The following is a 21,037-nucleotide window of genomic DNA, read 5'->3' on the forward strand; positions in this document are numbered from 1 at the left end:
CGTCTTCCTTGATCCGGATAGAGGGAAGAAAGGGAACCAGCATTTCCTTGCAGCCCACCGGGCCGCTTCCCGGACCTCCGCCTCCGTGGGGCGTGGAAAAGGTCTTGTGCAGGTTCAAGTGCACCACGTCAAATCCCATATCCCCCGGACGCACCGTACCCATCACTGCGTTTAAGTTGGCGCCGTCATAGTAGCACAGCCCTCCGCACTCATGGACGATCCGGGTGATCTCCAGGATATTCTTGTCAAACAGTCCCACTGTGTTGGGGTTGGTCAGCATAAGCCCCGCCACTTCCTCTGTGGCCGCTTCTCTGAGCTTCTCAAGATCCACACAGCCGTCCGGCCCAGAGGGAATACTGACCACAGTAAATCCTGCCATTACTGCGCTGGCCGGGTTGGTCCCATGGGCGGAGTCCGGGATCAGGATCTTCGTCCGCTTCTCATCTCCCCGGTTAAGATGGTAGGCCTTGATAAGAAGAAGGCCGGTAAATTCCCCGTGGGCTCCTGCTGCCGGCTGGAAGGTCATAGCGTCCATGCCGGTGATCTCGCAAAGGTAGGTTTCCGCTGTCTTCAATACTTCCAGGCAGCCCTGCACCGTGTGAAGGGGCTGCAGCGGATGGATATCCCGGAATCCGGGGAGACCGGCCACCTCCTCATTGATCCTGGGATTATATTTCATGGTACAGGAACCTAAGGGGTAGAACCCGTCGTTCACCCCGTGGCATTTCTTCGCAAGTTCCGTATAATGCCGGCTCAGTTCCCCTTCCGAAAGTTCCGGCAGATGAAGCGGCCGCTCCCGTCTGTCTTTTTCTCCCGGATAAACAAGTTCCACGTCGCAGGGGGGAAGGATGGAACAATGTCTTCCCGGCCTGCTCTTTTCAAAGATCAACATCCTTCCTGCACCTCCCTTACGATCCGGACTACCCGGTCCATCTCTTCTTTTGTATTCAGTTCCGTACAGCACCAGAGGATCCGTCTTCCATCCAGGGGATAACCGCCCATGATGTCCCTTGCTTCCAGCGCTTCCAGGATACGGTCGGCCGGAAGATCCGACACCGTGACAAATTCATGGAAGAATTCCCGCTCCGGGTGCTCCAGCGCCAATCCCGCTTCCGCAAGTCCTCCGGCCAGGTAATGAGCCTTGGAGGTACACTGAAGCGCCGCACTGTGAAGCCCTTCGCTTCCCATAGCAGCGAGGTAGGTCCCCACAGCCAGGGCGCACAGGGCCTGGTTGGAACAGATGTTGCTGGAAGCCTTCTCCCGGCGGATGTGCTGTTCTCTCGCCTGCAGGGTCAGCACATATCCGGTCTTCCCATTCTCATCCACCGTCTGGCCTACGATCCTGCCCGGCAGTTTCCGCGTCATAGCGGCCACGCAGGTCATAAAGCCCAGATAGGGGCCGCCAAACGCAAGGGGCAGTCCCAGAGGCTGTCCTTCTCCTACCGCCACGTCCGCGCCATACTCCCGGGGCGTCTTTAACGCTCCCAGGGAAATGGGATTCACACCCATAATGTATTTAGCCCCGGCCTCATGGATGATCTCTCCCATCTCCTCCGCCGGTTCCAGATTGCCGTAATAATTGGGATGCTGGATGTAGACGCAGGCGGTCTCGCCATCCAGATGCTCCCTAAGGAACTCCACATCCGTCACCCCATCCTTCTCCGGGATCAGGGCAAGCTCCATCTCATTTCCAAAGCAATAGGTCTTCACCGTCTCCAGCACCCCCGGCTGAACCGTGGCTGAGATCCACGCTTTCTTCCTCTTCCGCTCCCGGCACATGGCGATGGCTTCCGCCGCCGCGCTGGCTCCGTCATAGACAGAGGCGTTGGAGGCGTCCATCCCTGTCAACTCACAGATCATGGTCTGATACTCGAAGATAGACTGTAAGATCCCCTGGCTGATCTCCGCCTGGTAGGGAGTGTAGGCGGTCTGCAGGTCTTCCTTGGAGATCACGTTCTTCACCATGGAAGGGATATAGTGCCGGTAAGCCCCGGCTCCCCGGAACACAGTGGCAAAGACATGGTCCCTGGCCGCCATCTCTTCCATGGCCCGCCGCACCTCCAGCTCGCTCTTTCCCTCCGGAAGATCCAGCATAGCCTGGACCCGCACTTCTCCCGGGATATCCCGGAACAGATCCTCCATGGAGGTAAAACCCATCGCCTCCAGCATGGCCTGCTGCTCTTCTCTGGTTCCTGGTACATAACTGCCCATGGGCAGATCACCACCTTTCTATTAGGCTCCCGGTCTACTGGTTCTCTACATATGCCTGATAGGCCGCCGCGTCCAGCAGCTCCTCCGTATCTGTGATCTCCTTCACCCTGACGAACCATGCGTCATAAGGCGCCTCGTTGATGGCTTCCGGGGTGTCCAGAAGCTCCTCGTTGATCTCACTGATCACGCCGGACACCGGTGAATACACGTCTGATACCGCCTTGACAGACTCTACGTCTGCAAATGGCTCTCCCACCGTTACCTCATCGCCTTCTTCCGGCAGATTGACAAACACCAGATCCCCAAGCTCGGACTGGGCGTAATCGGTAAGGCCGATCACCACTTCCTCTCCCTCTTCTTTTACCCACTCGTGGGATTTGGAATACTTCAACTCTTCTCTGAACTCCATGACCATATCTCCTTTCGTTTTCTTTCATTTCTTTCTATTGTACAGGCTTCCCTGTGTTTTTAAAAGCCTGTTTCTTTACTTCTTTTTATAAAAAGGCAGAGGAACCATCTGAGCCTCCACCATCCGCCCCCGCACTTCCACATTTACCAGGGTTCCCTCCGTGGCGCAGGCTGCGTCCACAAGAGCCATGGCTACTGGATAGCCAAGATAGGGACAATGAGTCCCGGAAGTGGTTGTCCCGATCTTCTCTCCCTCAAGATAAACCGGCTGCTCCTCCCGGATGATGCCTCGTCCGGTAACTTTCAGCCCCACCCGCTTACGTCCGGGTTCGCCTGCTTCTTCCAGGGCTTTCTTTCCAATGAAATCTTCCTTGGCCATCTTCACTGCGAATCCCAGGCCTGTCTCCAGAGGCGTCACTTCCTCATCCATCTCATGGCCGTAGAGAGGCATGGCAGCCTCCATCCGGAGGGTGTCCCTGGCTCCCAGCCCGCAGGGGATCAGACCTTCTTCTTTTCCTGCCTCCAGGAGGGCTTCCCACATCTCTTCGGCCCGGGCGCTGTCCAGATAAAGTTCCACCCCGTCCTCGCCGGTATAGCCGGTGCGGGAGACGATACAGGGGATCCCTGCCACTTCCCCGTCAAATACCGCATGGTAGTACTTCTTGGGGATACTTTCCTCTCTGGCAAGCTTTCCAAGGATGTCCATGGCTTTTGGCCCCTGAAGGGCCAGCTGGGCATAATCCTCAGACACATCCTGGAAAGTCACATCCCCGGACTGGTGCTCTCGCATCCACTGGTAATCCTTATCCTTATTGGCTGCATTTACCACGATCAGGTAGTGATCGTCCGAGCGCTTGTAGACGATCAGATCGTCCACCGTACCTCCCCTCTCATTGCACATGGGGCTGTACCGGGCCTGGCCGTCCGTCATGTTGATGAAGCTGTTGGTCAGAAGCCTCTGCAGGTTGGCAAGGGCGTCCGGCCCCTCGCAGAGGATCTCCCCCATGTGGGACACGTCAAAAAGGCCTGACGCCTGACGCACCGCCATATGCTCCTTGATCACCCCTGTCTGGTACTGCACCGGCAAAAGGTACCCGGCAAAAGGAACCATCTTGCCGCCGGCCCTTACATGAGCCTCATAAAGTGGAGTCTTCAATTCCATCCTGTCATCCCTCCAATTCTCTCATCCCCAGGAAACAGAAAAAGGAGATCCGCTCCTTCCCGCAGTTCAAATGCGGGAATCCCGATCTCCCTGTCCATCTCCAGAGTCTCGGATTTATCATCCGAATTATTTTTTCTTGATTATACTAATGATAAAATTATCTGTCAATAATAGTTGACTATTTAACATGATTGACAATTTATAGACGCAAATCAAACCCCATTTCCCGCCGCATATCCGGTGCTCCAGGCGATCTGCAGATTAAACCCTCCTGTGACCGCGTCAAGGTCCAGCACCTCTCCGGCAAAATAAAGCCCCTTCACAAGCCTGGACTCCATGGTCCCGGGATCGATCTCCTTGATATGGACTCCTCCCTTTGTGATGATCGCCTCGTTGAACCCCCGCAGGCCCGTCAGAGTCATGGGCAGGGCTTTCACCAGTTCTACAAACGCCCTTCTTTCCTCCCGGGAGATCTCATGCACCTTTTTCTCCGGGTTTATACCGCTTAAGTCCACCATCACCGGGATCAGCTTGGCGGGGAAAAGCTTCCCGAGAGAATTCTTGAACTGCCGGTTCTTATTCTCCTCAAAATCCCGCAGGATCCGGTGATCCAGCTGCTCCTGGCTTAAAGCCGGCTTTAAGTCGATCACCAGCTTAAGTGGATGACTGATAAGTTTATCTCCCACATAGCTGCTGGCGGTGAGCATCAAAGGGCCGCTGACCCCATAGTGGGTGAAAAGCATTTCCCCGAACTCCTCATAGAGTTTCTTCTTCCCGTCGTAGATCGCCGCCGATACATTCCTCAGGCTTAAGCCCTGGAGTTCCCTGGTCCACCCTTCGCCGGTCTCCATAGGCACCAGGGAAGGCCGGCATTCTTTCACCGTGTGTCCCAGCTCTCTGGCAAAACGGTAACCGTCTCCGGTGGAACCGGTGGTCCGGTAAGAAATGCCGCCGGTGGCCACGATACAGGCGTCGCCCTCCACCTTTTTCCCGTCCGCAAGCACGATTTCCTGAAATCTTCCATCCTTTTCCCGGATCTCCCGAACTTCCCGGTTCAGGAACACCCGGACTCCCAGCCGCTTCAGCTCCTGCTCCAGCACCCGGATCACATCGGAGGAGTGATCCGATCTTGGGAAGACCCGCTCTCCCCGCTCCACCTTGGTGGGAAGACCCAGCTCTTCAAAAAAGGCGATGGTGTCCTGGTTGGTAAACCCGTAGAAGCTGCTGTAGAGGAACCGGGAATTGGTGACCACGGATTCAAAAAGCACCTCCATATCGCAGGCGTTGGTCAGGTTGCAGCGCCCCTTTCCTGTGATAAACAGCTTCTTTCCTAATTTCTCATTCTTTTCAAAAAGGCTGACCGAATATCCCTTCCGGCCAGCCGCGATGGCGGCGAACATGCCTGCGGCACCTCCGCCGATCACCAGTATTTTCTTCATGGTTCTTTCCCTCTCCTAAGAGTTCTTGGTTGTCTTGTCCGTCTCCTGGTCCTCATGTCCGGCAAGCTCCACCTTGTCCCCCACCATGTTCAGCTCGTCCTTGCTGTAAACCTGGTACTCATCCCAGATCTCCTCCAGGGTCTCCAGGGTGGAGATCACTTCCTTCTGCTTCTTCATACACAGCGCCACCACCAGGGCATTGACCACGCTTAAGGGCGCCACCAGGGAATCCACAATGGAAGCCATATCGCTGCGGGCGATCAGGTTGCAGGAAGAGTAAAGGGTCATAGGCGAATGTACGCTGTCAGTCAGGGTGATCACCTTGGCCTTCCGGTTGCTGGCAAATTCCAGGGCCTTTAAGGTCCGCATGGAATACCGGGGGAAGCTGATGCCAATGATCACATCCTCCTCACCGATGCGGATCAGTTGCTCGAAGATCTCGCTGGAACTGTTGGTGGTAACCGCCGTCACATTGGGGCCGATCAGATTCAGATAAAAGCTGAGGAAACTGGCCAGCGGGGCGCAGCTGCGGATCCCGATCACATAGATCCTCCTGGCCTTCAGGATGGTGTCCACCGCCATCTCAAAGGAACCGTGGTCGATGGCCTCCATAGTCAGCTTGATCTTCTCGATGTCCGACTGCAGCACCGACGCCAGGATCTCTCCCTGGCTGATCCGGCCGTAGGTCACTTCCATCCGCTGGATGGAGTTCAGCTTGGTGCGCACCAGCTCTCCCAGAGCCCGCTGGAACCCGGGATATCCGTCGTACCCCAGAGCCATGGCAAACCGGACTACCGTAGACTCGCTGACGCCTACCTCTTCCCCCATCTTAGCCGCCGTCAGGAACGCCGCCTTGTCGTAGTCCTCCCGGATGAAATCCGCCAGCTTCTTCTGGCCCTTGCTGAACTTCTGGTATCCATCCTCAATTTTCTGTAACAGTTCGTTCTTATTCCCCATAAGTATATCCTTCTCAATTCTACGCCTTTGCACAGGCTTAACATTCTATCATTATAAAGCGAACCGGGAAAATATTCAAGTTCCGGATTTCTTCTAAGATCTGCGCAGGCAAGGGTGGTGAAAAGAAAAAGAGCGGATGATTGCGGAGGTTAAGCGTCAGCCTCGAAGCAATCGCCGCTCTTTGTCTTTCACTTACATTTGCCGTCAGACTTCAGGAAGACCTCCTAAACCGGATAGCTTCCGCTCTCGGTATCTGCCACCGTCTGGTCTACCCTGGTCTGCTGTGCTTCCCGGTATTTGAAGAAATCTACCGCCACCTGCGGGAACAGGGCGTAAGTCAGCACGTCTTCGTCCTGCTGGCTCCACTGCTCCATCTCTTTGCGCAGGGTGTCAAGCTCATCCGGGATCAGGTCCGCCGGACGGCAGGTAATGATCTCTGTATCCGGATCCAGAACCTTCTTCTTCACTTCCTCGTTAAACGGCTTCACGGTAGCGCCGTATTTGCCGCTTAAGATATCTTTGGTCTCTTTGGTAGCCACCTTGTACCGCTCGCCCATCAGCACGTTGAGCACTGCCTGGGTTCCCACGATCTGGGAAGACGGAGTGACAAGAGGCGGCTCGCCCAGGTCTTTGCGGACTCTTGGCACTTCCTCCAGCACTTCGTAGTACCGGTCTTCCGCGTTCTGGTCCTTTAACTGGGACGTCAGATTGGAGAGCATACCGCCCGGTACCTGATACAGCAGGGTCTTGATGTTGACACCCAGGTTCTTGGGATTCAGAAGACCGCTGTCCAGCGCCTCGTCCCGGATGGGCCGGAAGTAATCGGCGATCTCTGAGAGCAGCTTCTGATCCAGGCCGGTGTCATAGGGCGTTCCCTTGAAGGTCTCCACCATAACCTCAGTAGCCGGCTGGGAAGTTCCCAGGGCGAAGGGCGACATCGCGGTATCGATCACATCCACCCCTGCCTCTACTGCCTTCAGATAGGTCATGGAAGCCACGCCGGACGTATAGTGGGTGTGGAGCTGGATGGGCAGATCCACCGCGTCTTTCAGCGCTCCTACCAGCTCTGTGGCCGCGTAGGGAAGGAGAAGTCCTGCCATGTCCTTGATACAGATGGAGTTGGCTCCCATATCCTCGATCCGCTTCGCGATATCCACCCAGTAATCCAGGGTGTAAGCGTCTCCCAGGGTATAGGAAAGGGCGACCTGCGCCTCCGCCTTCTCTTTATTTGCCGCCTTCACTGCCGTCTGCAGGTTGCGAAGGTCATTTAAGCAGTCAAAAATACGGATGATGTCAATGCCGTTGGCTACAGATTTCTGTACGAAATACTCTACCACGTCGTCGGCGTAGGGCCGGTATCCCAGGATGTTCTGCCCACGGAAGAGCATCTGCAGCTTGGTGTTCTTGAAGCCGTCCCGGAATTTCCGCAGCCGGTCCCAGGGATCTTCCTTCAGGAAACGAAGGGATGCGTCAAAGGTGGCGCCGCCCCAGCACTCTACCGAATGGTATCCCACCTGGTCCATCTTCTCCACGATGGGGAGCATCTGCTCCGTCGTCATCCGGGTGGCGATCAGGGACTGATGGGCGTCCCGCAGCACCGTCTCAGTGATCTTGATTGGTTTTTTCTCTATCTCTGCCATTGTCTATTCCTCCATTATTCTAATCCATCACTCTTACATTACACCGAAGATGGCCATAAAGGTTCCCGCGGCCACCGCTGTACCGATAACGCCTGCCACATTGGGGCCCATGGCGTGCATCAGCAGGAAGTTGGTTGGATCTGCTTCCGCGCCCACCTTCTGGGACACACGGGCCGCCATGGGAACTGCAGACACGCCGGCGGACCCGATCAGCGGGTTCACCTTGCCGTGAGTTGCAACGCACATCAGCTTGCCAAGAAGCACGCCGCCTGCCGTACCAAAGGAAAAGGCCACAAGACCCAGGATCACGATCTTCACCGTGTCCACGTTCAGGAAAGCCTCCGCGCTGGTGGTGGCTCCTACCGATGTTCCCAGCAGGATGACTACAATGTACATCAGCGCGTTGGACGCTGTATCCACCAGCTGGCGCACCACGCCGGACTCCCGGAACAGGTTGCCCAGCATCAGCATACCTACCAGAGGCGCTGTGGTGGGAAGGATCACACACACTACGATGGTAACGATGATGGGGAACAGGATCCGCTCCAGTTTGGATACCGGACGCAGCTGCTCCATCTTGATCTTCCGCTCCTTCTCTGTGGTAAGAAGCTTCATGATGGGAGGCTGGATGATGGGTACCAGGGACATATATGAATATGCCGCCACCGCGATGGGGCCAAGGATCGCCGTCTGCTCCAGCTTCCCTGCCAGGAAGATGGAGGTGGGGCCGTCCGCGCCGCCGATGATAGAGATGGCCGCAGCCGCCTTGTCCGAGAATCCCATCGCCATGGCTCCCAGATAAGCCACGAAGATACCAAGCTGGGCCGCCGCACCCATGAGGAAACTCTTAGGGTTGGCGATCAGCGGTCCAAAGTCCGTCATCGCGCCTACTCCCAGGAAGATGAGGGAGGGCAGGATGGACCACTCGTCCAGCAGATAGAAGTAATACAAAAGCCCGCCGGTGCCATTCTCCGCATCCTCGATATGCAGCATGATATCCGGGTAAATGTTGACCAGCAGCATACCGAAGGCGATTGGCACCAGAAGCAATGGCTCAAATCCATGCCGGATTGCCAGATAAAGGAAAACACATGCCACCGCGATCATGATCAGGTTCCCCCAGGTGAGGCTGAAGAACGCGGACTGATGCACGAGATTTCCCAGCGTTGTTAAAATATATTCCATGTTTAGACCTCCAGTCGTGTTCATTTCGAAGGCTTACGCCTCCGACAGGTTTCCCGTTAGTTCAGCGTGGCCAGTACTGCGCCCGCCTCGATGGCGTCGCCTACAGCCACCTCGATGCTGGCTACCGTGCCAGCCTCAGGAGCCACTACCGGGATCTCCATCTTCATGGCCTCGATGATCACGACTGCATCGCCTCTGTCTACCTTTGTGCCCACGCCGGCCTCGATCTTAAATACCTTTCCGGCTGCGCCCGCCTTCACTTCAATGGCGCCTGCCGCTGCCTTGGGTGCCGGTGCCGGAGCTGGAGCCGGAGCCGCCTTGGGTGCCGGTGCCGGAGCTGCCGCCCGGGGCGCCGGGGCTGCGCCCGCGCCTTTTTCTTCTACAGTTACGTCATATACATTTCCATTGACTGTAATGGTATAATTTTTCATAGTTTTGATCCTCCTCGATTGTCTATGCTTTCCATTTATTTGACGGGCGCCTGCGGATGCTGCGCACCACGAATCCATCTGTGGATGTCCCTTCCGCCGCCGCGATGGCCGCGGAGATCACTGCTCCCAGTTCCAGATCGTCTGTAAGGTCTACAGTTTCCGGAACTGCCTGCACAACCTCTTCCTTCTCTGCCTGCACCGGAGCTTCTTTGGCTTTGCGTCCCCGGAAGAACTGCTCGATCGCCGGGATGAACTTCAGAAGCCAGATGATGATGGAGATAAAGATCAGGACACAAAATACCGTTCCCATTCCCAGGACTGTATTCAATCCTGCCTTCTCCAGGATCTCTCCGGTGGAGTAGATCCCGCTCACCGTCATGCTGTCCAGATACAGGTTCTCGTCATAAATAAATTCCAGAGTGGCTGACCGCTCTTCAAATCTCGCCGGAACCGTCACCGTAAGTTCGTCCGCGGTCGCCTCAAAATTGAATTCTCCATGTTCCGCGTAGGCTCCGCATTCATCTATCCCTGACTGCCAACTGTCCATAGCGCCCAGGAAACTCTCCGGGGTAAAGGGAAGTCCCGCGCTGTACAGTTCCTGTTCCACAGCAAAATCCGTTCTGCTGTTCCACTCTTCGATCGTGTCCTCGTCCACCGAGTTACAGTACTCGATCAGGAATTCTGTAGCCTGCTGGATCGTTTCTTCATCATATTCCAATGTCTCGCTGTTGGAAGTACAACCGGCAAGGCCAAAAAACGCCGCAAGGACGACGATTAATACACTGATTCTCTTTTTCACTTCTGCCTCACCTCTCTAAACCGTTCCATGTTTTTTCGCGGGGCGGTCCTCCCGTTTTGTAAACAGCATCTCAAATGCGCCGATCACATATTTTCTCGTGTCCGCCGGCTGGATAATGGTATCCACATAGCCTCTTGCCGCCGCAGAAAGGGGGCTGTCCTGAAGGGCCGCATACTCCGCCGCCTTCTCCTTCTGGGTCGCCGCGTCCCCGTCGGCGTACATGATCTTCGCCGCCAGGGCAGGCTCCATCATGCCGATCTGGGAGGATGGCCAGGCGTAGACCATATCCGCCCCTGTGGATTTGCTGTTCATCACCACGTAGGCGTTGCCGAATGCCTTGCCGGTGATCACATTTACCTTGGGCACTGTGGCCTCTGCAAATGCGCCGGCCAGGCGGGCCGCCGCCGCTGCCAGATGTTTCTCGTCATAATCGGAAGCTTTGAATCCAGACACGTTGGTCAGGGTCAGCACCGGGATATTGAACGCATCGCAGAAACGTACGAAATCCGCTGCCTTCTGCGCTCCATTTGCGGACAGGGATCCGTCAAACTCCTCCGCCACATTTGCCTCCTCATCGAAGACCTTCCACCGGTTGGCTACCGCGCCCACCGTCATGCCGTTCAGGCGGATGAACCCGATGACCATATCTCTGGCAAATGCCTTCTTTGTCTCGAAGAACACGCCGCCATCCGAGATCTGGGAAAGCGCTACCGCACCGTCGGCGGCCGCCCCTTCCATATTCTCACACAGACGGTTCAGATCGTCGGTGCACTCCTCATAGGAAACATCCTCTTCATTATTGCAGGGAAGCATGCCGATCAGCGTCCGGATCTCTGCAAGGATCTCTTCTTCTGTCCCCACACCGTCCACAAGGCCGGTGTTCTCGCTCTGGAACACTGCGGAAGATGTGTCACATTTCTCCACCCGGTTTCCGGGGATGGCGTTGGGAGAATTGACGAAGATCTTTCCCTGCTCCTCCATAAATGTAAAGTCCGTCAGCGCCGGGATCAGAGAAAGTCCCCCGCCGCAGGCCCCAAATACAGCTGTAATCTGGGGGATCACGCCGGAAGCCATGGCCTGGGTGCGGTACAGGCTTCCAAATGCCTCCAGGGCGTCTGTCCCTTCCTGAAGCCGTAAGCCCGCGCAGTTGATAAATCCAATGACCGGCGCGCCCATCTTCATAGCCATCTCGTAGATGCGGGTGATCTTTTTCGCGTGCATCTCGCCTACCGCCCCGCCCAGGACGGAAGCGTCCTGGCTGTACACATAGACCAGGTTACCGTCGATCACTCCGTAGCCTGTGATCACTCCGTCAGCCGGAGTTTTCTGTTCCTGCAGGTTGAAATCCGTGTTCCGCGCCGTCACAGCGCCGCCGATCTCAACAAAGCTGCCTGCGTCCAGCAATGCGTTGATCCGCTTGCCGGCCGCCTGTTCTGTTGCCGTGTTGCCCATACTTAACCCTCCATTTTCATGTATATTAGTTTCTTTTTTGTAACAAAATTTCCACCAATTATATTATATCCCCATTGCATGAATTCTGCAAGAAAGACTGGTAATTTATTGACAATATCACAAACAGGGACGGAGGAAAATAAAACTCCCCCGTCCCTGATGGATTATTTCTGATTCCGGAACTGCATCGGCGTCATATTGTACGCCTTTTTGAAAAGTCTGTTGAAATGTTCCACATTCTGGTATCCCACTGACAGCGCGATATTCTCCACCGTCATATTGCTGCTCTTAAGAAGAGCTCTCGCCTTCTTCATCCGGATCTTCTTCACAAACTCCCCGAAGGTCATGCCGGATTTCTCCTTGATGTACTTGGAGAGATAGGGCTTGGAGAGATAGAACTTCTTCGCCAGATCCTCCAGCGTCACGTCAATATAGTTGGCCTGGATGTAGTTCATGATCTCGATCATCCGGGGATCCTTGCAGGCATCCGACTTGCCGATCTTCTCAATCTTGTTCACCGCCACCGTCAGGGCCTCAATAGAAGCCTTGATGATATCCGCGTCAATCCCCACGCCCCAGAAGGTCTTGCCCTGACAGATAATACCCACATAGGCCACCGCCTTGGAAGAAGATCCCTTGGACTGGGAGTGCTCCTCGTAGAAGGTCAGCTCGTAGCTGATGTTAAAGTACTGCTTGATGGCGTTGCTCACCGCGTCCAGACGTCCATTTCCCATAGCGGTGATGGTGTTGGTCTCGCCATTCTGGTTGATGGTGGCCTCCGCAATGATCCCGTCCGCCTGCTTGAAATGGCATTCGTCGATGTGGAACACCGGCTTGGTGTTGATATAGTTGTCGGAGAAGATCTGGTATACCCACTCCGGCGTCAGCTCCTTGTGAGCCTTGTCGGATACGTCTTTCACCAGGTATCCCACTTCTTCTCTCATCTGCTGCGGCAGGTTGATGCCGTGGCTCTGCTTCAGGATGTAGTTTACGCCGCCCTTGCCGGACTGGCTGTTGATACGGATCACGTCGGAATCGTACCTGCGGCCCACATCCTGAGGATCGATGGGCAGGTAAGGAACCGTCCAGTTGTCGCACTTGTGCTCTTCTCTCCAGTTCATGCCCTTGGCGATGGCGTCCTGGTGTGAACCGGAGAAGGCGGTAAATACCAGGTCTCCTGCGTAAGGCTGGCGCTCGTACACCTGCATCCGGGTCAGGCGCTCGTAGGTCTCCCGGATCTTCTGCATATTGGAGAAGTCCAGTCCCGGATCCACGCCGTGGGAGTACATGTTCATACCCATGGTCACCACATCCACGTTGCCGGTGCGCTCTCCATTTCCAAACAAGGTGCCCTCGATCCTCTGGGCCCCCGCCAGGATCCCAAGCTCCGCTGTGGCCACGCCGCATCCCCGGTCATTGTGGGGATGGAGACAGAGGATCACATTGTCCCTGTATTTCAGATGTTTGTTCACATATTCCAGCTGGCAGGCGAACACATGGGGCATGGCGTTCTCCACCGTGGTGGGGATGTTAATAATGGCCTTGTTGTCCGCCGTGGGCTTCCACACATCCAGCACCGCGTTGCACACGTCCACTGCATAGTCCACTTCCGTTCCCGGGAAGCTCTCCGGGCTGTACTGGAAGGTAAAGTTGCCGTCCGTCTCGGAAGCCAGCTTCAGAAGAAGCTCCGCCCCGTCCACCGCGATCTTCTTGATCTCTTCCTTGCTCTTCTTAAATACCTGCTCTCTCTGAGCCACGGAAGTGGAATTGTAGAGATGCACCACCGCGTGTGGCGCTCCCTTCACTGCCTCGAAGGTCTTCTTGATGATGTGCTCCCGGGCCTGGGTCAGGACCTGGACCGTCACGTCATCGGGGATCATGTTCTTCTCGATCAGGGTCCGCATAAATTTATATTCGGTCTCGGAGGCCGCGGGGAATCCCACCTCGATCTCCTTGAATCCGATGTCAACCAGCATCTGGAAGAATTCCAGCTTCTCCTCCAGGCTCATGGGTTCGATCAGCGCCTGGTTCCCGTCTCGTAAGTCCACGCTGCACCAGATGGGCGGCTTGTCGATATAGTCTTTCTTCACCCAGTCATAGGTGATCTCCGGCGGCAGAAAATAGCCTCTCTCATACTTGCTGCAATTCTTCATCATTTTCAATACACTCCTCAGTAAATAATCATCAAGATTATTGTCTTTTTTTATACTCCCCTATCCTATCACAGGGGTATAAAAAAGGGAAGTGACAATTTTAATCACTTCCCTTGATTATATTTAATATTTGGTCTCCAAAGACCGCTTCTTGGTAATGGTCACTTTTTCCTCATAGCAGCTAAACAGCTCTCCCATCTTCTTCTGATCCGGCTTAGGCGTCACAAGGCTTACCACCGGCACCACCACAAGGCCGGCCACCATGGCCACTGCCCCTGCGTTGATGGCGGATTCAATGAAGTGGAAGAACAGGTTGGACACCGTGATCCCCACTCCCGCGATAAAGCTGGCCCACACCGCCGCTTTGGTCACCCGCTTCCAGTACAGGCCGTAGAAGAAGGGGGCCAGGAAAGCGCCTGCCAGCGCGCCCCAGGAGATGCCCATCAGCTGGGCGATGAAGGTAGGCGGCTTGATGGCCAGTACCACCGACACAGTGATGAAGAATACGATCAGCACCTGCATGGTCCGCACCAGCTTCCTGTCATCCGCGTGCTTCAGCACATTTCCCTTGAGGAAATCCAGGGTCAGGGTGGAGCTGGAGGTGAGCACCAGGGAGGCCAGGGTGGACATGGAGGCGGACAGCACCAGTACCACCACGATGCCGATCAGCACGTCTGAGAGAGAGGACAGCATGTAGGGGATGATGCTGTCGAACACCACATTTCCACTCTCGTCATAGATGGCCGCGCTGTCAAAGAGCCGGGCGAATCCTCCCAGGAAATAGCAGCCCCCGGAGATCACCACCGCAAAGATGGTGGAGATCACCGTTCCGGTATTGATGGATTTCTCGTCCCGGATGGCGTAGAACTTGCCGATCATCTGAGGCAGGCCCCAGGTTCCCAGGGACGTAAGGATCACCACTCCCAAAAGGTTCAGAGGGTCCGGGCCAAAGAAAGAAGTAAAGGCTCCCGGCTGTCCCAGAGTGATCTCCACATCACTGGGGATCTGCGCCATCTTTCCGATGGCCTCCAGGAATCCCCCCTGGCCGGACAGCACCGCCCATACCACCGCAACGATGCCCCCCAGCATGATGATCCCCTGGATGAAATCGTTGATGGCCGTGGCCATGTAACCGCCCAGGATCACGTAGATCCCGGTGAACACCGCCATGGCGATCACGCACCAGGCGTAAGGCACGTGGAAAGCCATCTCAAAAAGCCGGGACAGGCCGTTGTAGATAGAAGCTGTGTATGGCACCAGGAAGATAAATACGATGGCAGAAGCCGCCAGCTTCAGCGCCCTGCTGTCGTACCGCTCCCCGAAGAAATCCGGCATGGTCTTGGATCTCAAGTGCTGGGTCATGACCTTGGTGCGGCGGCCTAAGACCACCCAGGCCAGAAGGCTTCCGATCACCGCGTTGCCCAGACCGATCCAGGTGGAAGAAAGGCCGTATTTCCAGCCAAACTGCCCTGCGTATCCCACGAACACCACCGCAGAGAAATAAGAGGTCCCGTAGGCAAACGCCGTCAGCCAGGGGCCTACCGAGCGGCCTCCCAGCACGAATCCGTCCACACTCCTGGCATGGCGCCTGGCATAGAGCCCCACCGCCACCATCACCGCAAAAAATAAGATCAGCATCGTCAGTTTAATACCCATGTTATTCTCTCCTCATTCCTTAAGTCGTTTCTCGCTTTAAACCGTTGCGCTTTAAAGCATTGAAGTATTTTGTCAAGTGCAAGAATACCATATTTCCGGGGATATGTCAATTGGGGACGTGGTATTTTTAAAAATACCACGTCCCCAATTGAAAAAACCCTGTCCCTTTTTACTGTTTCATCTTCTCCACCCGCTCCCGGATGGTCTTGTCAAAATTCTCTACTCTTCTCTCATAAGGCTTCTCCATGTACTCGGAGTGGAGCATGAAATCCGCCGTAGCCAGATTGTTGGCGATGGGGATGTCATACACCACCGCGATCCTGAGAAGTGCCTTCACATCCGGGTCGTGAGGCTGGGCCTCCAGCGGGTCCCACAGGAAGATCATGAAATCGATCTGCCCTTCCACGATCTTGGCCCCGATCTGCTGGTCGCCGCCCAAAGGGCCGCTGCTGTAGCCCTTCACCGGCAGGCCGGTCCGCTCCGCGATCAGCCGGGAGGTGGTCCCGGTGCCGCACAGGAAATGGCTCTTGAGGATCTCCTTGTTCTTCTCGCACCAGTCCACCAGCTCTTTCTTCTTGCCGTCGTGGGCCACCAGCGCGATGTGCTTGGTCTTTCCGATCTCAAAGGTTACATAATTCTCATCCAACATCTGAACTTCCTCCTTTTCTCTGCCTGTGACAGACATTCTTACCGCGGAAAGCCTACTGCTTCTCCACAACCTCTCCCTGCTTCTTATAGATACTCTCAGCCGGCACATAGCCTCTTACGCTGGACAGCGGGTAAATGTTGGTGTGCTTCCCTACCACGCTGCCCGGGTTCAGCACCGTTCCGCAGCCTACTTCCACTTCGTCTCCCAGCATGGCGCCGAATTTCTTCAGCCCGGTCTCAATATTTTCCTCCGGCGTCTTCACCACCACCAGCTTCTTGTCCGACTTCACATTGGAAGTGATGGATCCTGCCCCCATGTGGGCCTTGTAGCCCAGGATAGAATCTCCCACGTAATTATAGTGGGGAACCTGCACTTTATTGAAGAGGATCACGTTCTTAAGCTCCGTGGAATTCCCCACCACAGCTCCCTCTCCCACAATGGCGTTGCCCCGGATGAAGGCGCACTGGCGCACCTCCGCGTTCTTGCCGATAATGGCCGGCCCGTGGATATAAGCGGACTCAAACACGGTGGCGGACTTGGCGATCCACACATCCTCCCCCACCTTGTCATACTCTTCCGCAGGAAGGGTCTCTCCCAGCTCCTTGATAAAGGCGCCGATCTTAGGAAGCACCTCCCAGGGATAGGTCACCCCCTGAAAAATGTCCCTGGCAATGGTCTCCTCTAAGGTATACAGCTGTGCAACGGTTAACTCTTTCATCATTTCTTCACTCCTGTCTTCCTGTTTCCTGGATTTCTTGTTTTATAAAATGCCGCGGCTTTGTCATAGCAGGCCCGCAGCTGGCTCTGGTTGTTCAGGTCCTTCACCCCCTGGGTCCTGCTTACAATGAACCGGTCCAGCTTCTCCATATACTCCCCGGGCGTGATCTCCCCGTTGGCCACATAGGTAAGTCCCTTCTCCCAGCTGGCTGTCAGCTCCGGGTTCAGAAGCGACCGGATGGAATGATCCACCACATCGTAGATCATCTCCCCCATCATGGTGGGGGTTACGATCTGGGTCTTCTTGTTCAGGGCCAGATACTTGTTATTAAAAAGCTTCTTCAGGATCTCCCCCCGGGTAGCGCTGGTGCCGATGCCGCTGCCCTTGATCTGGGAGCGCAGCTCCTCGTCCTCGATAAGCTGTCCCGCATTCTCCATGGCCAGGATCAGAGACCCGGAATTATACCGCTTGGGCGGGGAAGTCTTCCCCTCCCTGATCTCCAGCGCGGATACGGGTAGCGTCATGCCCTTGCGGAGAGCCTGGATCTTCTCAAAGAACTCCCGGTCCGTATCCTTATCCCCCGCTTCTTCCACGGCCTCATCCCCGGCGCCCTTCTTCCCGCCCGGGATCCCGGCTACCTCCAGGTACCCTTCCTCTGCCAGTACCTTGAAGCTGGAAAAAAATTTCTCTCCCTTTCGCTCTGTCACCACCGACACCTTCTGATACACTGCCGGCGGATAGAAGATGCTTAAGAACCGCCGCAGGATCAGGTCATACACCTTCCGGGAGATCTCCGGCAGCCGCTCCAGGCCCTTTAGCCCCTGCCCGGTTGGAATGATGGCATAATGGTCGGTGATCTGGCTGTCGTTCACATACCGGGTCCTGGCAAGGCCTTTGTGGCTTCCCATGGCGGCGATCCGGTTCAGATACGGCACCGCTGCCGGGTACTGCATAAGCCCGTTGAGATTCTTGTGGATCTCCCGGGCTACCGCGGTAGAGAGCACCCGGGCGTCCGTCCTGGGGTAGGTAGTCAGCTTGCGCTCATACAGCTCCTGGACGATCCTAAGGGTCTCGTCAGGACTGATCTTAAACCTTCTGGAGCACTCGTTCTGCAGCTCCGCCAGGTTAAAAAGAAGGGGCGGATTCTTCTTCTCCTTCTTCTTCTCCACAGAGAGCACCTGGCAGGTGAGAGGCTCCGGCTCCTGAAGCCACCGGATCAGCTCCCTGGCCTTCTCCTCCTCCCGGAATCCGTTCTCCTTATAGAGGTCCCGGGAACCCTGCCACCGGGAGCCCTCCACGGCCCGCCACTCACCTTCGAAGCTGCTGCCCGGCTCCCCGACGGAAGCCACCACCCGGTAGAAGGGCGTCTCCACGAATTCCCGGATCTCCCGCTCCCGGCGCACCACCATGCCCAGCACGCAGGTCATCACCCGTCCCACAGAGATCACCGCATACCGGGTGTGAAGATAATTGGAAATGCTGTTCCCGTACTTTAAAGTCAGCAGGCGGGAGAAGTTGATCCCCATAAGATAATCTTCCTTGGCCCGCAGATAGGCGGAGGCGGACAGGTTGTCATACTCGCTCAGGTCCCTGGCCTCCCGAATGCCCCGCAGGATCTCCTCTTCCGTCTGGGAGTCGATCCAGACCCGCCGACGCTTCTTGCCGTGGACGCCTGCCTGCTGCTCCACCAGACGGTAAATGTATTCTCCCTCCCGTCCCGAGTCGGTGCACACGTAAATGGTATCCACGTCCTCACGGTTCAAAAGGGAAGCCACGATCTCATACTGCTTCTTCACCGCCGGGATCACCTCATACCGGAACTTCTCCGGGATGAAGGGCAGCGTCTCCAGGCTCCACCGCTTAAGAGACGGGTCGTAAGCCTCCGGATAGCTCATGGTTACCAGGTGCCCCACGCACCAGGTGACCACAGCCTCCTCCCCCTCCAGGTACCCATCCTTACGCCGGGTCGAAAGCTTCAGCGCCTTGGCGAACTCCTGGGCCACACTGGGTTTCTCTGCAATATAGAGTGACTTCCCCATAAATAATTCCTGACTCCTTATCTACCGGTCTTTCCCGAACAGGCTTCTCACCTTGTCCATCAGACCCTTCTTCTCCTCTGCCGGAGGCATCTTCGCCGCCTGCAGCGCCTCTTCCATGAATACCGCCTGGGAATCCACGAAGGGCTCTTTCTGTTCTTTCTTACAATAGGTGCCGTCGCTTTGCAGCACCCGCGCCTTCACATTGTCGCTCAGCATAACCTTCAGATAGTGGTTGATCTGTCGCTTGATGTCCGGATCCAGGATGGGACAGGCAACTTCCACCCGCTTCTCCGTATTCCGGGTCATCATGTCCGCGGAACCAATGTAGATCTTCTGCTCGTCTCCTGATCCAAAGCTGAAGATCCTGGGGTGTTCCAGATATCTTCCCACCACGCTCATCACCCGCAGGTTGTCTGTGTACCCCGGGATCCCCGGAAGGATACAGCAGATGCCCCGGACAATGATCTCAATGCGCACGCCGGCTCTGGAGGCCTCCGACACCTTCTCGATAAAGTCCACATCCGTCAGGGAGTTCATCTTCATGATGATCCTTCCCGCTGCCCCTTTGCGGATCTCCTCATCCATCATCTCCAGCACCTTCTGCTTTAAACTGGTAGGCGACACGATCAGGTGCTGATAGGACCCGTTCAGGTTGCCGATGGACATATTCTTGAAGAACTCAGACGCATCCTCCCCGATGGCCTGGTTGGCCGTCATAAGAGACAGGTCTGTGTACTGGGCCGCCGTCTTCTCATTATAATTGCCGGTTCCGATCTGGGTGATATACTGGATCTCATTCCGGTTCCGATAGGTGATCTGGCACACCTTGGAGTGGACCTTGTAGCCCTCAAAGCCGTAGATCACCCGGCAGCCCGCGTCTTCCAGCCGCTCGGACCAGTCAATGTTGTTCTGCTCGTCAAACCTGGCCCGCAGCTCGATCAGCACCGTCACTTCCTTGCCGTTCTCCGCCGCCGCGCACAGGTACTCCACCAGACGGGCCTTCTTGGCCAGCCGGTAGATGGTGATCTTGATGGTCATCACCGACGGATCCACAGATGCTTCCTTGATAAGCCTGAGGAAGGGATCCATGCTCTCATAGGGATAGAACAGCAGAAGGTCTTTCTTCCGGATCTGACGGATCATACTGGTCCCCTTCTGCACCCGGGCCGAAGGCTGGGGAGAGAAAGGCGGATAGGTCAGGGCCTTCTTCATAGGCTCCGGCAGGTTCCCGCTGATGGCGAACATGTAGGCCAGCTTCATGGGCATCTTGGTACGGAAGATCTGGTTGGGCCGGATCTTGAACTTGTCGCAGAAATACTTCTCCATCTCCGGGCTTAACTTCTCCGCCACCTCCAGGCGGACCACCGCCATCCGGCGCCGCTTGTGGAGGGTCTGCTTCATCAGGTTGCGGAAGTCCTCATTTACCTCCAGGGCCTCGTCGTCCGGAGCCACGTCCGCGTTGCGGGTCACGCAGAGATAATTGGGATCCGACACCTCATACTGGGAGAATACCAAAGACAGGTACTCCATGATCACCTTCTCCATCCGGATATAGCGGATGTCATGCCCCGGCAGATACAGGATGTCCGACACAAACTGAGGCACCGGAACAATGCCGATCATGGACTTGTCCTTCATCTTCAGGCTGGCAGTCACATAGATCTCCTTGTTCAGAAGATGGGGGAACGGATGGTTGGCGTCCACGATCTGAGGGGACAGGATGGGCAGGATCTGATCCTTGAAATACTTCTTCACATACTTCTTCTCCGCCGGCTCCAGCTCCTTAAAATCCAGCCCGCACACCCCGTAAGGGTGGAGCTGCCGCTTGATATCCGCATAGGTCTTCTCCCGTTCCTTATAAAGGGGGGCCACCGCCTCCAGGATCTTCTCGATCTGCTCTCCCGGAGTCATGCCGGAACGGCTGTCCCTGGCCTGGGCGTCGGTGTGGGCCATGTCGAAAAGACTCCCCACCCGGATCATGAAGAACTCATCCAGGTTGCTGGTGAAGATGGCCACGAACTTCATCCGCTCCAAAAGGGGAACCGTGATGTCCCGGGCCTCCTCCAGCACCCGCTGGTTAAACTTCAGCCACGACAATTCTCTGTTCTGGGTATACTGTAAAATCTCTTTCTCCATAT

General features: G+C 55.9%; 17 protein-coding genes. All 17 read right to left on the reverse strand.

Annotated elements, in window-relative coordinates; translation table 11 throughout:
• Window positions 1–892 (reverse strand): aminomethyl-transferring glycine dehydrogenase subunit GcvPB (gcvPB, locus tag ACML7B_RS10090; protein ID WP_418541071.1); only part of this gene is annotated, 892 nt, incomplete at its 3' end.
• Window positions 886–2,211 (reverse strand): aminomethyl-transferring glycine dehydrogenase subunit GcvPA, encoded by a 1,326-nt coding sequence (gene gcvPA, locus ACML7B_RS10095; protein ID WP_418541072.1) that lies wholly within the window; start codon window positions 2,209–2,211, stop codon window positions 886–888. The genes gcvPA and gcvPB, both read right to left, overlap by 7 nt.
• Before the next feature lie 34 nt (window positions 2,212–2,245).
• Window positions 2,246–2,620, reverse strand: coding sequence for a glycine cleavage system protein GcvH (gene gcvH, locus ACML7B_RS10100; protein WP_106788328.1), 375 nt, complete (start codon window positions 2,618–2,620; stop codon window positions 2,246–2,248).
• A 75-nt stretch (window positions 2,621–2,695) separates the two neighbouring features.
• Window positions 2,696–3,781 carry a glycine cleavage system aminomethyltransferase GcvT gene (gene gcvT, locus ACML7B_RS10105; protein ID WP_418541074.1) on the reverse strand — a complete coding sequence of 362 codons (1,086 nt, stop codon included), beginning with the start codon at window positions 3,779–3,781 and terminating at the stop codon, window positions 2,696–2,698.
• A 212-nt stretch (window positions 3,782–3,993) separates the two neighbouring features.
• Window positions 3,994–5,220 (reverse strand): NAD(P)/FAD-dependent oxidoreductase, encoded by a 1,227-nt coding sequence (locus ACML7B_RS10110; protein ID WP_418541076.1) that lies wholly within the window; start codon window positions 5,218–5,220, stop codon window positions 3,994–3,996.
• Window positions 5,221–5,235: 15 nt separating this feature from the next.
• A complete protein-coding gene (locus tag ACML7B_RS10115) occupies window positions 5,236–6,177 on the reverse strand; it encodes a MurR/RpiR family transcriptional regulator (RefSeq protein WP_346708475.1) in 942 nt (313 codons plus the stop codon).
• A 224-nt stretch (window positions 6,178–6,401) separates the two neighbouring features.
• Window positions 6,402–7,817 carry an oxaloacetate decarboxylase subunit alpha gene (locus tag ACML7B_RS10120; RefSeq protein WP_418541077.1) on the reverse strand — a complete coding sequence of 472 codons (1,416 nt, stop codon included), beginning with the start codon at window positions 7,815–7,817 and terminating at the stop codon, window positions 6,402–6,404.
• Between the two features lie 33 nt (window positions 7,818–7,850).
• The gene (locus tag ACML7B_RS10125; RefSeq protein ID WP_418541078.1) at window positions 7,851–9,002 is read right to left on the reverse strand and encodes a sodium ion-translocating decarboxylase subunit beta; all 1,152 of its coding nucleotides are present in this window, start codon (window positions 9,000–9,002) and stop codon (window positions 7,851–7,853) included.
• Between the two features lie 56 nt (window positions 9,003–9,058).
• On the reverse strand, window positions 9,059–9,433 hold the full coding sequence (locus ACML7B_RS10130; protein ID WP_418541079.1) for a biotin/lipoyl-containing protein: 375 nt from the start codon (window positions 9,431–9,433) through the stop codon (window positions 9,059–9,061).
• 22 nt (window positions 9,434–9,455) lie between these two features.
• The gene (locus ACML7B_RS10135) at window positions 9,456–10,232 is read right to left on the reverse strand and encodes an OadG family transporter subunit (RefSeq protein WP_418541080.1); all 777 of its coding nucleotides are present in this window, start codon (window positions 10,230–10,232) and stop codon (window positions 9,456–9,458) included.
• Between the two features lie 15 nt (window positions 10,233–10,247).
• Window positions 10,248–11,684 carry an acyl-CoA carboxylase subunit beta gene (locus tag ACML7B_RS10140; protein ID WP_418541081.1) on the reverse strand — a complete coding sequence of 479 codons (1,437 nt, stop codon included), beginning with the start codon at window positions 11,682–11,684 and terminating at the stop codon, window positions 10,248–10,250.
• Between the two features lie 164 nt (window positions 11,685–11,848).
• The gene (locus ACML7B_RS10145; RefSeq protein WP_346708855.1) at window positions 11,849–13,837 is read right to left on the reverse strand and encodes a 2-isopropylmalate synthase; all 1,989 of its coding nucleotides are present in this window, start codon (window positions 13,835–13,837) and stop codon (window positions 11,849–11,851) included.
• A gap of 123 nt (window positions 13,838–13,960) precedes the next feature.
• The gene (locus tag ACML7B_RS10150) at window positions 13,961–15,493 is read right to left on the reverse strand and encodes a sodium:solute symporter family transporter (RefSeq protein WP_418541082.1); all 1,533 of its coding nucleotides are present in this window, start codon (window positions 15,491–15,493) and stop codon (window positions 13,961–13,963) included.
• A gap of 169 nt (window positions 15,494–15,662) precedes the next feature.
• Window positions 15,663–16,142, reverse strand: coding sequence for a methylglyoxal synthase (locus tag ACML7B_RS10155; RefSeq protein WP_418541084.1), 480 nt, complete (start codon window positions 16,140–16,142; stop codon window positions 15,663–15,665).
• Window positions 16,143–16,194: 52 nt separating this feature from the next.
• Window positions 16,195–16,863, reverse strand: coding sequence for a UDP-N-acetylglucosamine pyrophosphorylase (locus tag ACML7B_RS10160; protein WP_346708482.1), 669 nt, complete (start codon window positions 16,861–16,863; stop codon window positions 16,195–16,197).
• Entirely contained in the window at window positions 16,860–18,899 is a 2,040-nt protein-coding gene (locus ACML7B_RS10165) for a DNA topoisomerase (RefSeq protein ID WP_418541086.1), read from the reverse strand. The genes ACML7B_RS10160 and ACML7B_RS10165 overlap by 4 nt, the downstream gene beginning before the upstream one ends.
• Window positions 18,900–18,920: 21 nt before the next feature.
• A complete protein-coding gene (ppk1, locus tag ACML7B_RS10170; RefSeq protein ID WP_418541088.1) occupies window positions 18,921–21,035 on the reverse strand; it encodes a polyphosphate kinase 1 in 2,115 nt (704 codons plus the stop codon).
• Window positions 21,036–21,037: the final 2 nt, after the last annotated feature.

Source organism: Massilistercora timonensis (assembly GCF_048354975.1).
Classification (GTDB): domain Bacteria; phylum Bacillota; class Clostridia; order Lachnospirales; family Lachnospiraceae; genus Massilistercora; species Massilistercora timonensis.